We start from the raw sequence: 14,427 nt of genomic DNA on the forward strand, positions 1-14,427 counted from the left end.
GGAACGGCGACGGGTGCGCAGCTACGAGCTGCGCCTACAAGAGAGGGCGCCGGTTTGTGGTAGGGGCGGCTCCCAGCCGCCCGATGGTGCCACACACAGGCACGTGAACGGGTACCGACGGCTGCGCTGTATGTAGGGGCGAATCATGATTCGCCCTACCGCCTACGAAAGAGCGGCCATGTCCCGTAGGGGCGGGCCGCCGTGCCCGCCCGCTTTCGTTCTGCAAATCTGTGGATTGAAACAAAGATGGTGAGAGGCCATGCAACCGACCCCACATTGTAATGAAGGCTGTGAGGAAAGCCGTGAGGAAAGCCGTGCTGAAGGAGTCCTCTTCCTGGTCAGCCTGGGACCCGGGGCCCACGACCAGATGACCCTGGCTGCCCGGGAAGCTGTGCGGCGGGCCCAGGTCATCATAGGCTATCGGGGCTACATCGAACAGATCCGGCCGCAGCTCCAGCCCTGGCAGACGGTGGTGGCCAGCCCCATCGGCCAGGAGCTGGCACGCGCAGAGGAGGCCGTCAACCGGGCGGCCGCAGGGGCCCGGGTGGCCCTGGTCAGCAGTGGGGACGTGGGCATCTACGCCATGGCCGGGCCGGTCTACGACGTGTTGCGGGCCCGAGACTGGCAGGGGGATGGTCCCCGGGTCGAGGTCTTGCCCGGCGTGAGCGCCATTCAGGCCGCCGCCGCACGGCTGGGCGCACCCCTCAGCCACGACTTCTGCACCATCAGCCTCAGCGACCTGTTGACCCCCTGGCCGGTGATCCAGCGGCGCATCCAGGCGGCTGCCTGGGGCGATTTCGTCATCGGCTTCTACAACCCCCGCAGCCGGGGCCGAGATTGGCAGCTACGCTGGGCTGTGGATTGCCTGCGCCAGTATCGTTCTCCCCATACGCCGGTGGCCATCGCCCGGCAAGTGACCCGTCCGGATGAGGCGATTCAGGTCACCACCCTGGGCCAGGTCGACGTGGCCCAGGTGGATATGTTCACCCTGGTGCTGGTGGGCAACAGCCAGAGCTACCTGCTGGCCGGCCATCTGGCCACGCCCCGCGGCTACAGGGACCTGACGGCCGTTGGGAACCTCCCTGGCGATCCAGGCAGCCGGTGACGGCGCTTCAGGTCCGGCGGTACTTCTCCATCACGTTGCCGTAGCGGTGGACCGTCTGGGCGACGGCCTGTTCCCGCAGGTAGTGGCGCAGCTCCAGGCGGCCGTTGGCCAGCACGGGGCCCTCCACCACGCTGACGCCCGCTTCGTTGAGGGCCTGGCGCAGCGCCGGGGAAAGGGGCCCCAGGGCCCGGCAGCGGTCGTAGGGCGGGGCCGCGGCCCCCAGCCGGGCGATGAGGCCGGCTTCCTCTTCCACCACCACCTGAATGCCGGCCACCCCATGCAGCCAGTGCCAGGCTTCCAGGTCCGGCCCCAGGCTGAGGGTGAGCCGTGCGCCCACAGTCGCCGCGGCCAGCACCGCCTGCGCCAGGGCGGCCGGCTCGACCCCGGCTTCCGCCCGCACCAACACGCCCCGCAGGGGGCGATAGCGGAAGAGGTTCAGCTCGCCCAGGAGCTGGCTGGGATCGTGGGCGCGGCGGAAGTGTTCATCCCACGCCCAGGCGTAGCTCCCGGCCGCGGCCCGCAGGGTGGCGGCGTGGGGTTCGCCCAGTTGGTTGACCAGGCGCTCCAGCAACGTGGCCACCCCCTCGGCGGGCTCGGCCTGTTGCCGGGGCAAGGTGACCTGCCGCCAGGTCCCAAACTGCAGCACATAGTTGGGGCCGCCTGTCTTGGCGCCGGGCCCCACGTTGGAGGCCTTCCAGCCGCCAAAGGGCTGCCGCCGCACGATGGCGCCGGTGATGTGGCGGTTGACGTAGGCGTTGCCCACCTGGATCTGCTCCTTCCAGCGCTCGATCTCCCGGTCGTCCAGGGTGTGGATGCCGCCGGTGAGGCCAAAGGCCACACCATTGGCCAGCTCGATGGCGTGGTCCAGGTCGTCCGCGCGCATCAGTCCCAGCACAGGGCCGAAGCACTCGGTCTGGTGGAAGAAGGAGCCGGGCTGCACCCCCAGCTTGATGCCGGGCGTCCACAGGCGGTGGCCCTGGGGCTCGCGGACCTCTTCCCCGGCCAGGGGGACAGGGCGAGGCTCCAACAGCCACTCCTCGCCCGGGTCCAGGGTGGTCAGGGCCCGATACAGCTTCTGGCTGGGCGGCTGGGTGAGGGGGGTGATGACGCTGGCCAGATCCCAGACGGGACCCACCGCCAGGCTGGCCGCGGCATCCCGGAGCTGGCGTCGAAAGACCGGGTCGTCGTAGACCTCTGTCTCCAGGATGGCCAGGCTGGCCGCGGAGCATTTCTGGCCGTTGTGGCCGAAGGCCGAACGCACCAGGTCCTTGATGGCCTGATCCCGGTCGGCCATGGCGGTGACGATGAGGGCGTTTTTGCCGCTGGTTTCGGCGAAGAGGCGCAGGTCGGGCCGCCAGCGCTGGAAGAGGCGCGCGGTCTCGATGCTGCCGGTAAGGATCACGGCCGCGGTGCGGGGATCGGTCACCAGCTTCTGCCCCACCTCGTTGTCGGGGCAGGGCAGAAACTGGAGCGCCTCCTGGGGGATGCCCGCGGCCCACAGGGCCTGGACGAGCTGCCAGCCCACCAGCACAGCTTCGGGGGCGGGCTTCAGGATCACGCTGTTGCCGGCCATGAGCGCGGCCAGCACGCCGCTGGCGGGGATGGCCAGGGGGAAGTTCCAGGGAGGCGTCACCACCACCACGCCCAGGGGATCCATGGCACAGTCGGCCACCGCCTCGCCCAGGTCCAGGGCATGGGCGTAGTAGCGGGCAAAGTCCATGGCTTCAGAGACCTCGGGGTCGGCCTCGGCGGGGACCTTGGCCCCGTCCAGCATCATGGCGCCGATGAGGTCACCCCGGCGCCGGCCCAGCTCCTGGGCTGCGGCCAGCAGCAGCTCCTTGCGTTCGGCCACGGGGCGCCGGGCCCAGGTTCGCTGGGCTTCCACCGCAACGGCCAGGGCCTGGTCCACCAGCCCGGCGTCGGCCAGGGCATGGCGGTAGGCGACCCGGTTCGGGCGAGAGGGGTCCACGCCCACGGCCGTTTCGCCGGTGTGGACGAACTCCCCGCCGATCTGGAGGGGGATGGATTCGGGCTCCCGTTCCTGCCAGCGTCGGGCCACAGACTCGATCCAGGCCTGGTTTGGGGGGAGGGACCAGTCGGTGTCGGGCTCGTTGAAGAAGCCCGGGGGCCGGCCCGGGGCGTCCGCGGTCGGGGAGGCTGCCGTCTCGGTCAGGCGATTCTGGGTGCGGTTGGGGCTGGTTTTGACCGTCTCCACCGCCTGGCAGGCGGCCAGGAATTGATCCCGCTGCCGGATCCAGGCCGGGCTGCCCGGCTCCATGGCGAAGAGGTCGTGGAGGAAATTCTCGGGCGCGGTGTTTTCATCCAGGCGGCGGACCAGGTAGGCGATGGCGCTGTGGAAGTCTTCCGCCTTGACCACCGGCGCGTAGAGGAGCAGGCCGCCGGCGGCATCCCGCACGGCCCGGGCCTGGTGGTTGGCCATTCCCTCCAACATTTCAAACTCCACGAACTCCTCCACGCCCCGCTCGGCCCGCAGGGTGAGGGCGTAGGCCACGTCAAAGAGGTTGTGGCTGGCCACGCCCAGGCGCACCGCCCGGGCATGTTCGGGCCGACAGCCGTACTCCACCATGCGCTTGAAATTGGCGTCGGTCTCCAGCTTGGTGGTGTAGGGCGCCTGGGGCCAGCCCCGCAGGGAAGCCTCCACCTGCTCCATGGCCAGGTTGGCGCCCTTGACCACCCGGATCTTGATGGGCGCGCCGCCCTGGTCCACCCGCCGGATGGCCCAGGCGGTCATCTCCTGTTGCAGGCCAAAGGAGTCGGGGATGTAGGCCTGGAGGACGATGCCGGCGGAGAGCTGCTGAAATTCGGGTTCCTCCAGCGCCTCCCGGAAGGCATCCAGGGTCAGGTGGAGGTCCCGGTACTCTTCCATGTCCAGGTTGACGAACTTGGGGGTCACCCGGCCGTCCGGGTGGCGATAGTGGTGGGCCAGGGCCTGGCGGTAGAGGCGGCGCAGCCGTTCCTTGATCTGCTCCACCGTCCGCCGGTAGCCCACCAGGTTGATCTGGCTGAAGATGGATGAGACTTTGACCGAAATGTATTCCACGTCCGGGCGGGCCAGGAGCGCCAGGTAGGCCTGCATGCGCCGTTCTGCCTCCCCTTCGCCCAGGATGGCCTCGCCCAGTTGGTTGAGGTTGAGGCGCACGCCGTCCCGGCGCCGTTTCTCCAGGTATTTGCGCAGGTCCCCTTCCTCTGCGGGCAGGATGACGGTACGGGTCTCCTGGCGCAGGCGGGCGATGATGGGGGGAACCACCAGGTTGGGCAGGTAGTGGCCCATCACCGCGCCCAGGGTCAGCGCGGTCCGCTCCCACCAGTCCATGTAGCCGGGTGGGCCGTACTCCTCCAGGAGGTGGCTGATCTGGTCGGCGATGCGGGCCGGCCGGTGGCTGCGGAAGGCCTGGTCCACCAGGGCGATGGTCAGCTCCTTGCCCTGGGGGTCGGCCATCATGCGGGCCAGCCGTTCGGCCTGCTCCTTCTCGGCGTGGGTCTGCTGGGCCCGGGCCTGGATGAGGAGCTCTTCGGCCAGGGAGACGGCCCGCTGGGGCAGGTCTGCGGGGATGGATGTGGGCGGCACAGGCGGCTTCTGGCTGGAGGTAGACATGGTCGTCGCTCCTTTCTCTCACGTCCACCGCGTCACGTCAACCGCGCCGTGGAAGCGACCAAGGCTTCTCCTGATATTGTAGCACAGTCTGCCAGCCCTTCAGTGGTATAGGGCACGAATGGGCGCGTCGGGCATTGGGGCGGATGTCCCCCTCTGCCATGGGACTTTGGTCCCTGCGCTGCAGGGGATTTCTGGGCTACACTGGCAGGGTGGGAATTGGGAGCCACAGCTTACACGGACAGGGCTGTAGAAAGCCCTGTTTCTCTGTGCCATCTTTGGCTCTACTGCAAAAAGGTCAAATGAGGACGCTGCCCCACGCAGATAAACGCTGATTAGAACAATTCTCTCCTGCGTTTCTTTGCGGCTTTGCGCCCTCTGCGCCTTTGCGTTGAAAAATGCCCTTTTTGCAGGGGAGTCATCTGTGTGATTTGTGGATCAAAATGAACGTGTAGAGACGCAATGGAGGGGGAGATCCCATGGAATCTGGTCATCCACGCCTGTCTGCGGTCTTTGCCGGGCAGGGCCATCGTTTTGTCTATGAGCAGGCACCCCTGTTGGTCTACTGGGAGGCCACCCAATCCTGTGCCCTGGCCTGCATCCACTGCCGGGCTGAAGCGGTGCCCCGGCGCAATCCGCTGGAGCTGACCACGGCTGAGGCCCAAGGGCTGCTGCGCCAGATCGCGGCGTTTGGCGGGCCAAGGCGACCCCACCTGGTGATCACCGGCGGCGACCCCCTGCGTCGCCCCGATCTCTTCCCCCTGATCGATTACGGCCACAGCCTGGGCCTCTCCATTTCCGTGACGCCCGCCGGCACCCAGGAGCTGACGCCCCAGGTGATCCGGAAGCTGAAGGCAGCCCGGGTGGAGAGTGTGGCCCTGAGCCTGGACGGCTCCACCGCGGAGCGGCACGATGCCTTCCGGGGGGTGGCCGGCTCTTTCCGCTGGACCCTGGCCGGAGCCCGTGCCGTGGTGGAGGCCGGCATCCCACTGCAGATCAACACCATGGTCACCGCCCAGACCCTGGACGACATCCCCCGCATCCATGAGTTGCTCCAGGATGTGGGCATTACCCGCTGGGCGCTTTTCTTCCTGATCGCCACGGGGCGAGGCGCCGGGCTGGCCGAGGTGACGCCGGCGGAAGGTGAGCGGCTGCTGGTCTGGCTGAGCCAGCTGGCCCGGGATCCCCAGACAAAGTTCGTGATCAAGACCACCGAGGCCCACCACTACCGGCGCATTGTCGTTCAGCAGATGGCCCGCCGGCTGCCTCCAGAAGCGATCCTGGCCTCTCCGGCTGGCCGCGCCTTCGGCATTCGCGACGGCAACGGCATTGTCTTTGTCTCCCATGTGGGACAGGTCTTTCCCAGCGGCTTCCTCCCCCTGGCGGCTGGGAATGTGCGCCGCCACCCCCTGGCCTCCATCTACCGGGAGAGCCCCCTTTTCCAGGCCCTGCGGGACGCCGACCGACTCAAGGGCAAGTGTGGGATCTGTCCCTTCCGGGCTCTCTGCGGCGGCTCTCGGGCCCGGGCCTACGCAGCCACCGGCGACCCGTTGGAGAGCGATCCCCTCTGCCCCTATCAGCCGCGCGCTGGGGATGTCCCTCTGGCGTAGGTGCCTCTACTGGTGTGATGCCTCCCTCACGGAGGGGGCAGGGGCTCCAGCAGGCGGACATCGACCGTGGTTTCGGTGCCCTCCACGGGCATGCCATCCTGGCGTACCGGGCCCAGCACGATGCGGCGGGGGAAGGGCGGGGTATCGGACAGCTGCACCCGGACGAAGAGGCGGTTCGCATAGCGCATCTGCTCCCGGACCGTGGCGAAGAGGCCCGGCACGGTGAAGGGCGCCGCCTGCGCGGTCTCCACCGGCTGAGGTGGCCCCCAGCCCTGGCCATCCTGGCCGTACTGCAGGGTGCCGGAGACAATTTCACCGTCCCGTACCCACACCTCGTGGCGTCGACGCTCCTGAGGCCGCTGGACTTCCACTACCACATGGTAGCTGGCCAAGGGCGCGGCCTGCCAGGCGGCTTCTGCCTGGGCCAGTTCGTCTTCTGATGCCCCGGCCAGGCCGCAGGCAGCGAGAACCAGCCCCGCAAGGGCCGTGACCAGCAGGGCGGCCAGGTGCGCCCGAGCAGAGAAGACGGCGTTGGATCGATGGCGTGTGCGGTTCATGATTCCTCCCGGGCTCGCAAGAGTCGTGATGAGTTGGCCAGGATGCCCAGGTCCGGCAGGGACTGGGCCGCCGCGGCCAGGGCGGGGGGCAGGAAGCCCAGGGCGGCCAGGCTCAAGCCCACCAGGTTGTACAGCGCGGTGAAGCCGAAATTCATCTTCACCACCCCCACCGCCCGGCGGGCCAGGCGAAACACCGCCGGGACCAGCCGCCAGTCGTCCCGCATCAGGACCACGTGGGCCGCCTCCATGGCGATGTCCGTGCCGGCCGCGCCCATGGCGATGCCCACGTCCGCCTGGGCCAGGGCGGGCGCGTCGTTGACCCCGTCGCCCACCATGACCACCGTGTGGCCCTGGGCCTGGTACTCCTTGACCACGGCCACTTTATCTTCAGGCAAAAGTTCGGCCTGATAGGTCAGGCCCAACGTCTCTGCCAGGGCGGCGGCGCTGAACCGGTTGTCCCCGGTCAACAGCCGAATTTCCCGCAGCCCCAGCCCACGCAGGCGCTCTATCGCCTCGGCTACCTCGGGCCGAGGCGTATCGGACGCGGCCAGGATCCCGATGGGCCGGCCGTCCTCGGCCACGTAGAGGAGGGTCTTGCCCTGGGTTTCCAGGGCGGCAGCGCCATCAGCCGGGGCCGCCACGAAACGGCGGCTGCCCACCTGGATCTGGTGGCCGTTCACCCGGGCCTGGATACCCAGGCCGGGCATGGCGGCAAAATCCTGGGCTGGATAGGCCGGAACGCCCCACGCCTGGGCCGCCTGGCGCACCGCCTCGGCCAGGGGGTGTTCCGAATCCCGTTCTGCCGCAGCCGCCAGGGCCAAAACCTCGGCGGCAGGGCGGCCATCCAGGGGAATGACATCGGTGAGCTGGGGGCGGCCCAGGGTCAGGGTACCGGTCTTGTCGATGAGGAGCACATCGGCCCGGGCCAGCAGCTCCAGGTACTTACCTCCCTTGATGAGGATGCCCCGACGCGCGCCGGCGCCGATGGCCGCCAGCATGGCGATGGGCGTGGCCAGGGCAAAGGAGCAGGAACAGGCCACCACCAGCACCGCCGCCGTGGCCAGGGGGTCCCGCCGCAGGAGCCAGGTGAGCAGGGCGATGAGGGCCACCACCGGCAGGAAATAGCCGGAAAAACGGTCTGCCAGGCGTTGGACATCGGCCCGGTTGGCTTCTGCCTCCTCCACCAGGCGGATGACCCGGCCGAAGGTAGTGTCCGGGCCCACCCGGGTGGTGCGGATGCGCAGCCGGCCCAGCTCCACCAGGGTGGCCGCGAAGACCGGCGTCCCCGGCCCAGCCTCCACGGGCATGGCCTCGCCGGTGATGGTGGCCTGGTTGACCGTGGCCTGGCCGTCGATCACCTCCCCATCCACCGGGATCTGTTCCCCCGGGCGGACGACCACCACGTCACCCACCTGGACCTCCTCCGCGGGCACCTCCTGGAGGGCGCCGTTTCGTTCCACCCGGGCCCGCCGGGGCGCCAGGGCGGTCAGCTCCCGCACGGCCCGCCGGGCCCGCTCCGCGGTGAAGCGTTCCACCCCGTCGCCGACGCGCATGAAGAAGACCACGATGGCGGCAGTGACCCACTCGCCCACCAGCAGCGCGGCCACCACGCCCACGCTCATGAGGGTGTGGGAGATGACCTGGCCCCGCCAGGCGGCCCGCAGCACGTTGCGCAGCACCGGATACCAGCCCACCAGCACCAGGGCCACGCCCAGGGTGAAGGGCACCCGTTCGGTGACCGCATCCAGCAGGCCCAGCCATTCGCCGGCCACCACCACCAGCAGCACGGCGCCGAAGACCAGGCCGGTGTAGAAGAGCACGGCCCGGGGCAGCCCGGCAGCCGGCTTTTCCGTGGCCGAAGTCCCCGCCCCCTCCGGTCCCGCCGGGACGCGATAGCCGGCCCGGGCCACGGCCTGGCGGATGGCGGCCAGATCCACCTGCTCCGGATCCAGCTCGACCACGGCCTTTTCGGCCGCCAGCAGGACTTCCACCTCCTGGACGCCAGGCAGGGCGGTCAGGGCCCGCTGCACGTGTTGACAACATTCGTGGCAGTCCATGCCCTGGATGGGCACTTCCAGCCGCTGGGCCTTCATTTTTCCACCTCCTGAACGGACGCTGTCACGCCCGACGTTGCGGGCGCTGGCGTCTCGACCTGGTACCGGGTGCACTCGTAGACGCCCCGGGCCACGTCGGCCAGCAGCTCTTCGGCCAGGCGCAGGAACTGCTCCACCCGGTCGTCGCTCAGCTGGTAGTGGACGTAGCGTCCCTGGGGCTGCCCGATGACTAGGCCGCAGTCCCGCAGGCAGCTCAGGTGGTTGGAGACGTTGGACTGGCTGAGGCCGGTCTCCTCCACGATTTGGGAGACGGTGCGGGGGCCGGCGCGCAGGGCCTCCAGAATGGAGAGGCGGGAAGGGTCGGCAAAGCCCCGGAAGAGTTTGGCCTTGAGGGCGGTGGCCTGGGGCGTCGGGTAAATCAGCATGGGTCACCTCCTTGATGATTCATGGATAACCCATTATATCATGATGTGATGATATATAACAAGAAGCGGGCGCTGGCGAAAGATAGATATCGGTCAAGGCCATCGGGATTCGTCCATTGGACGCCACTGTAGGGGCGCTGCTTGCTGCGCCCGTCATGGACCAGGCGCCTGTCGCTACTTCTGCAACGACAAATGGGCAACATACCCGCCGGCGGAATTTCGCCCGGCCGGCCGCCAGATGGCGCTGCAATGGGGTCCGTATGGCAGAATGGGGGCGTGGATTGGGAGTGCGAACAGACGTGAACAAAACAGATGGGAACAGAAAGGAGCCTTTTGTGCGGCGGATCAATCTGGGCGCGATTTGGGCCGAATTCGTCAACCTTTTCCTGATAACCGTGGGCATTGCCCTGGCGGCCGCCGGCTATGCCATCTTTCAGGTGCCCTTTAACATCTCTGCCGGCGGCATCGGCGGCCTGAGCATCGTGGTCAACCATTTTACCGGCGTCTCGGTGGGTCTGCTCTACGGCCTGTTGAACGTGCCCCTGCTGGTGCTAGGCTTCTACCAGCTGGGGCGCTGGCGCTTTTTAATGCGGACCCTGGTGGGGGTGGCCCTCTTTTCCCTTTTCACCGATTTATTTCTGCTCTACGTGCCCCATTTTGCCCCCGCCTTTCCCATCACCCAGGACCGGCTGCTGACCACCATCTACGGCGGCATTGTGGGAGGGATCGGCGGGGGGCTCATCTACCGGGCCGGTGCCACCGCCGGCGGCACCGGCATCCTGGGCCGGGTGATCCAGCTTCGCACAGGGGTGCCCTTGAGTCAGGTCTACCTCTACACCGATGGCCTGATCGTGGTGACCATGGGCATTGTCTTCGGGTGGGAGATCGCCCTCTACTCCATGCTGGCCCTCTTCCTCAACGGCCTGGCATCGGACTACGCGCTGGAGGGGCCCAGCAGCGTGCGCACGGCCATGATCGTCACCGACCGGCCGGACGCGCTCACCACCGCGTTGATGGAAGGGCTGGCCCGGGGCGTCAGCCGGTGGCCCATCCAGGGGGGCTACACCGGCCAGACCCGCCACATGCTCCTCTGCACCGTCTACCGGCCCCAGGTGCAGGAACTCAAACGGATTGTCGCCGAAACCGACGAGCAGGCTTTCCTGGTCATCGGCGATGCCCACCAGGCCCTGGGGGCCGGCTTTGTGCCCCTGAAGCGCCGACGTCGGCGGGGCTGATGTCGTGGGCGGAACCGCTGCTTGCGGCGAAAGAGGTTGTCCCTTCACAACCGTTGTCCTTTCGCGGCGTGCGCATCCTGTCCTGAAAGAGGACGCAGATTCACGCAGATTCAGCCCGGCATCCTCAGATGCCGACCCAGTCGCTGCGCAGCCGTTGCCGTCCCTGCACCTGTCCGGATTGGGTGCAACACGTGCGTAGGGCGGGTCTCTGGCCCGCCGTGGGTGGCCGGTTCGACCGCGACAGCGGGCGGGCACGGCGGCCCGCCCCTACGGGAACGGGCGCCCTTTTGGGCACCACCGTGCGGCCGGAGACCGCACCTACGACAGGAGCCGCCATCCGCGCAGATCGGACGCCACGGATAGGTGGGGCGGCTGTGAAATCGATGGGGCGGATCTGCAAAGATAGTGATGCGGCGTCATCCGTGGAATCTGGGGCTGAAAATAACAGGCAAAGATAGGGTATGGTTCACAATCGTCGGAGTTTGTCCATCGGATGCTGTAGGGGCGCTGCTTGCTGCGCCCGCCCAACCCGGACAGGGCGGCGCCCAGGGGGCTCCCGCCTCTGGGCCCCTGTCCCTACATCCTGCACCGACGATCTTGAACTATACCCGCAAAGATAGTGCCCCTTCAAAAGTGGCCTGTTCAGGTGTACAATGGGATTGGAACGTTCAACCCGGCAGAAGTTCGCCGAGGGTTTTCAGCCGTGGCTGTGCCGCCGAATTTCTGCCGTGGTATTGACGCCGAACAGTCGTCGTATGTTTTTGGCGGGGAGAACGGACCATGGACGTGCGACCGTCGCCCATCGCTGGCCTGTGGTATCCGGGTCGTCGGGAGCAGTTGGAGCAAGCCGTGGATGGCCTGCTGGCGCAGGCTCAGGTGGATCCGCCGCCCGGTGTCATCCTGGGCATCGTGGTGCCCCATGCCGGCCTGGCCTACTCCGGTGGCGTGGCCGCCCATGCCTTTCGCTGCCTGCAGGGCCTGCGGCCCGAGGTGGTGGTCATCCTCTCTCCCTTCCACCATCCCCACCCCGGCGCGGTCTTGACCAGCGGCCACGACGCGTACGCCACGCCCCTGGGGCTGGTCCCGCTGGCCCTGGAGATGCGCGTGGCGCTGGACGCCGCCCTGCGGGAGCGGTTGGGCCATGGCCTGACCCTGGTGCGTCGGGACCGGGAACACGCGGTGGAGATCGAGCTGCCCTTTTTGCAGCGGGTCCTGGGCTCGTTTCACCTGTTGCCCCTCATGTTGCGGGCCCAGGATGAGGCGACAGCGCGGGGGGTGGCCGAGGCGCTCAACCAGGTCCTGGCCGGGCATTCGGCCCTGCTGGTGGCCAGCTCTGACCTTTCCCACTTTTACCCGCAGGAGCGGGCCCGCCAACTGGATGCAGAGATCCTGGCGCGCATCCAGGCGCTGGATCCGGCAGGCGTCATCCAGGCGGAGGAGATGGGGCTTGGTTTCGCCTGTGGCCGGGGAGCGATTGCAGCGGTGCTGTGGGCCTGTCTGTGCCGGGGCGCCCATGGGGCGGCGGTGGTGGCCTACGGCACTTCGGGGGATGTGAGCGGGGATTTTTCCGCCGTGGTGGGCTATGGGGCGGCGGTGATCTGGCAGGTCCCCCAGATGGAGGACGAGGAGGAGATGCCATGATGGGCAATGGCTCGACCCGAGAGATGATTGCGCCCGGCGTGGTGCGGGGAAGCTGGTGGCATCGCCTGGCCGATGGGCGCATCCAGTGTGATCTTTGCCCGCGCTATTGCCGGCTGCGGCCCGGCCAGCGGGGCTTCTGTTTCGTGCGCCAGGCGGACGAGGAGGGAATGCTGCTCACCAGTTATGGCCGGGCCTCTGGCTTTTGCATCGATCCCATCGAGAAGAAGCCCCTCAACCACTTCTACCCGGGATCCAGTGTCCTTTCTTTCGGCACGGCCGGCTGCAACCTGGGCTGCCGCTTCTGCCAGAACTGGGACATCTCCAAGGCTCGCCAGGATGACCGGCTGAGCGATTGGGCGGCCCCGGAGCGGATCGCCCAGGCGGCCCGCCAGGCCGGCTGCCGCAGTGTGGCCTTCACCTACAACGACCCGGTGATCTTCGCCGAGTTCGCCATCGACACGGCCCGGGCCTGCCATGAGCTGGGGCTGAAGACCGTGGCCGTCACCGCCGGCTACATCACTCCCGAGGCCCGCCGGGACTTCTACGCGGTGATGGACGCGGCCAACGTGGATCTCAAGGCCTTCACCGAAGACTTTTACCACAAGCTCTGTTTCGCCCACCTCCAGCCTGTGCTGGACACCTTGATCTGGCTGGTCCACGAGACCGACGTCTGGGTGGAGGTGACCACCCTGCTCATCCCGGGACACAACGACTCTGAAGCGGAGATCGCCCGCCTGTGCGACTGGTTTGTGGAGCACCTGGGGCCGGATGTACCCCTGCACTTCACCGCCTTCCATCCGGACTTCAAGATGATGGACGTGCCCCACACGCCGGCGGCGACCTTGCGCCGGGCCCGTCAGCAGGCCCTGGCCGCGGGCCTCCATCACGTGTACACCGGCAACGTGTGGGACCGGGAGGGGCAGTCTACCTACTGTGCCGGCTGTGGCCGCCTTTTGATTGAGCGGAACTGGTATCACCTGGGCGCGTGGAACCTGGACGAGCAGGGCTGTTGTCGCTTCTGCGGCACCCGGCTGGCGGGCCACTTTGAGGCCCGGCCGGAGCAGTGGGGCCCGCGGCGGGAGCGCCTTTTCCTGTAAACCTTTCCATCCCCAACACTTCACAAAGGAGGTGCTCATGGCCAGGCTGGCCATCCATCGACCCATTCATCGACGCCGGGTGGTTCTCTTCCTGCTCCTGGCCTTTGGCCTGGCCTGGGCCACCGCCCTGGTCATCTACGGCATGGGCGGGCTAAACGGCGGCCCGGCCCTGGTGCCGGGCGTCCTCAACCTGGCCACCGTGCTGGTGGCGCTGGTCTACATGCCGGCGCCGGCCCTGGCCCACGTCCTGACCCGGCTGTGGACCCGGGAGGGCTGGCAAGGGAGCGGGCTCCGGCCCCATCTGCGCCGGGCCTGGCCCTACTGGCTGGCTGCCTGGGTGTTGCCGGCCCTGTTGACCCTGCTGGGCAGCGGGCTCTACTTCCTGCTCTTTCCCCACCAGTTCGACCCCTCCCTGGGCGTGCTGCGCCAGTTGCTGGCGCAGGCCGGCCGGGCGGAGCCGCCCATCTCCCTGTCGGCGCTGGCGGCCCTGCAGCTCATCCAGGCTGTGCTGTTGGCGCCCCTGGTCAACGGCCTCTTCACCTTTGGCGAGGAATTCGGCTGGCGGGCCTACCTGCAGCCGAAGCTGCTCCCCCTGGGCTGGCGGCCGGCCATGGTGCTCATGGGGATCATCTGGGGCCTGTGGCATGCGCCCCTCATCGCCATGGGGCACAACTACGGCGTAGGATACCCGGGCGCGCCCTGGAGCGGCATCCTGGCCATGATCTGGTTCACCTTTGTGGTGGGGACCTTTCTGGGCTGGTTGACGGTGCAGGGGCGGAGCGTCTGGCCGGCGGTCATCGGCCATGCGGCCATCAACGGCGTGGGAACCTTCCCGGCTCTCCTGACCCAGGGGGAGCCCAACCCCCTGCTGGGTCCGCTGCCGGTGGGCCTGATTGGCTCGGCCGGCTTCACCCTGGTGGCCCTGTGGTGTCTGTGGCGTGAACCGACCGGGGGCGCGGGGGACGAGGAGGGGTAAGACGGCTCAGCGTAAATAGACCGCAGTAGAAGAGCCGCCCATGGATTCCGTCATGGTGCGTGATGGCTCGTGCGTGGTGCGTGTATTTGTTCACGCACCACGCACGAGCTTATT

Annotated in this window: 10 protein-coding genes; 6 read left to right on the forward strand and 4 right to left on the reverse strand. The window is 67.9% G+C overall.

Going from position 1 to position 14,427, the window contains the following annotated elements; genetic code table 11:
- Positions 1-259: 259 nt before the first annotated feature.
- Positions 260-1,105 (forward strand): precorrin-3B C(17)-methyltransferase, encoded by an 846-nt coding sequence (cobJ, locus tag FKZ61_RS11540; RefSeq protein ID WP_141610276.1) that lies wholly within the window; start codon positions 260-262, stop codon positions 1,103-1,105.
- Between the two features lie 7 nt (positions 1,106-1,112).
- Here the strand turns inward: cobJ and FKZ61_RS11545 are convergent, their stop codons facing one another.
- A complete protein-coding gene (locus FKZ61_RS11545; protein WP_141610277.1) occupies positions 1,113-4,721 on the reverse strand; it encodes a proline dehydrogenase family protein in 3,609 nt (1,202 codons plus the stop codon).
- 476 nt (positions 4,722-5,197) lie between these two features.
- Here FKZ61_RS11545 and FKZ61_RS11550 point away from each other — a divergent pair, with 476 nt between their 5' ends.
- Entirely contained in the window at positions 5,198-6,328 is a 1,131-nt protein-coding gene (locus FKZ61_RS11550) for a TIGR04053 family radical SAM/SPASM domain-containing protein (RefSeq protein WP_141610278.1), read from the forward strand.
- 26 nt (positions 6,329-6,354) lie between these two features.
- On the opposite strand, the gene FKZ61_RS11555 is transcribed toward FKZ61_RS11550, so the two are convergent.
- The 3 genes from FKZ61_RS11555 to FKZ61_RS11565 are packed head-to-tail and all read right to left on the reverse strand — an operon-like array spanning position 6,355 to position 9,364.
- Positions 6,355-6,885, reverse strand: a complete 531-nt coding sequence (locus FKZ61_RS11555) for a hypothetical protein (RefSeq protein WP_141610279.1) — start codon at positions 6,883-6,885, stop codon at positions 6,355-6,357.
- A complete protein-coding gene (locus FKZ61_RS11560) occupies positions 6,882-8,978 on the reverse strand; it encodes a heavy metal translocating P-type ATPase (protein WP_141610280.1) in 2,097 nt (698 codons plus the stop codon). Before FKZ61_RS11560 ends, FKZ61_RS11555 begins: the two co-directional genes overlap by 4 nt.
- Positions 8,975-9,364, reverse strand: a complete 390-nt coding sequence (locus tag FKZ61_RS11565) for an ArsR/SmtB family transcription factor (RefSeq protein WP_141610281.1) — start codon at positions 9,362-9,364, stop codon at positions 8,975-8,977. The genes FKZ61_RS11560 and FKZ61_RS11565 overlap by 4 nt, the downstream gene beginning before the upstream one ends.
- A 335-nt stretch (positions 9,365-9,699) precedes the next feature.
- Between FKZ61_RS11565 and FKZ61_RS11570 the strand changes: the two genes are divergently transcribed.
- The 4 genes from FKZ61_RS11570 to FKZ61_RS11585 all read left to right on the forward strand — a co-directional run bounded on the left by FKZ61_RS11570 (position 9,700) and on the right by FKZ61_RS11585 (position 14,313).
- Positions 9,700-10,599 (forward strand): YitT family protein, encoded by a 900-nt coding sequence (locus FKZ61_RS11570; RefSeq protein ID WP_229964222.1) that lies wholly within the window; start codon positions 9,700-9,702, stop codon positions 10,597-10,599.
- A gap of 780 nt (positions 10,600-11,379) precedes the next feature.
- Positions 11,380-12,240: an AmmeMemoRadiSam system protein B gene (gene amrB / locus FKZ61_RS11575; protein WP_141610283.1), complete on the forward strand. Its 861-nt coding sequence runs from the start codon at positions 11,380-11,382 to the stop codon at positions 12,238-12,240.
- Complete coding sequence (gene amrS / locus FKZ61_RS11580) at positions 12,240-13,337, forward strand: AmmeMemoRadiSam system radical SAM enzyme (protein WP_407659902.1); 1,098 nt, start codon at positions 12,240-12,242, stop codon at positions 13,335-13,337. The genes amrB and amrS overlap by 1 nt, the downstream gene beginning before the upstream one ends.
- A gap of 37 nt (positions 13,338-13,374) precedes the next feature.
- Positions 13,375-14,313, forward strand: coding sequence for a CPBP family intramembrane glutamic endopeptidase (locus FKZ61_RS11585; RefSeq protein WP_141610284.1), 939 nt, complete (start codon positions 13,375-13,377; stop codon positions 14,311-14,313).
- Positions 14,314-14,427 lie beyond the last annotated feature (114 nt).

The organism is Litorilinea aerophila, assembly GCF_006569185.2.
Lineage (GTDB): Bacteria > Chloroflexota > Anaerolineae > Caldilineales > Caldilineaceae > Litorilinea > Litorilinea aerophila.

Bases quoted from the DNA above. Each gene is read 5' to 3' on its own strand.
- FKZ61_RS11550 (WP_141610278.1), top strand. From the start codon at position 5,198: ATGGAATCTGGTCATCCACGCCTGTCTGCGGTCTTTGCCGGGCAGGGC.
- FKZ61_RS11565 (WP_141610281.1), bottom strand. From the start codon at position 9,364: ATGCTGATTTACCCGACGCCCCAGGCCACCGCCCTCAAGGCCAAACTC.
- FKZ61_RS11560 (WP_141610280.1), bottom strand. From the start codon at position 8,978: ATGAAGGCCCAGCGGCTGGAAGTGCCCATCCAGGGCATGGACTGCCAC.
- FKZ61_RS11585 (WP_141610284.1), top strand. From the start codon at position 13,375: ATGGCCAGGCTGGCCATCCATCGACCCATTCATCGACGCCGGGTGGTT.
- amrS (WP_407659902.1), top strand. From the start codon at position 12,240: ATGGGCAATGGCTCGACCCGAGAGATGATTGCGCCCGGCGTGGTGCGG.
- FKZ61_RS11545 (WP_141610277.1), bottom strand. From the start codon at position 4,721: ATGTCTACCTCCAGCCAGAAGCCGCCTGTGCCGCCCACATCCATCCCC.
- FKZ61_RS11555 (WP_141610279.1), bottom strand. From the start codon at position 6,885: ATGAACCGCACACGCCATCGATCCAACGCCGTCTTCTCTGCTCGGGCG.
- cobJ (WP_141610276.1), top strand. From the start codon at position 260: ATGCAACCGACCCCACATTGTAATGAAGGCTGTGAGGAAAGCCGTGAG.
- amrB (WP_141610283.1), top strand. From the start codon at position 11,380: ATGGACGTGCGACCGTCGCCCATCGCTGGCCTGTGGTATCCGGGTCGT.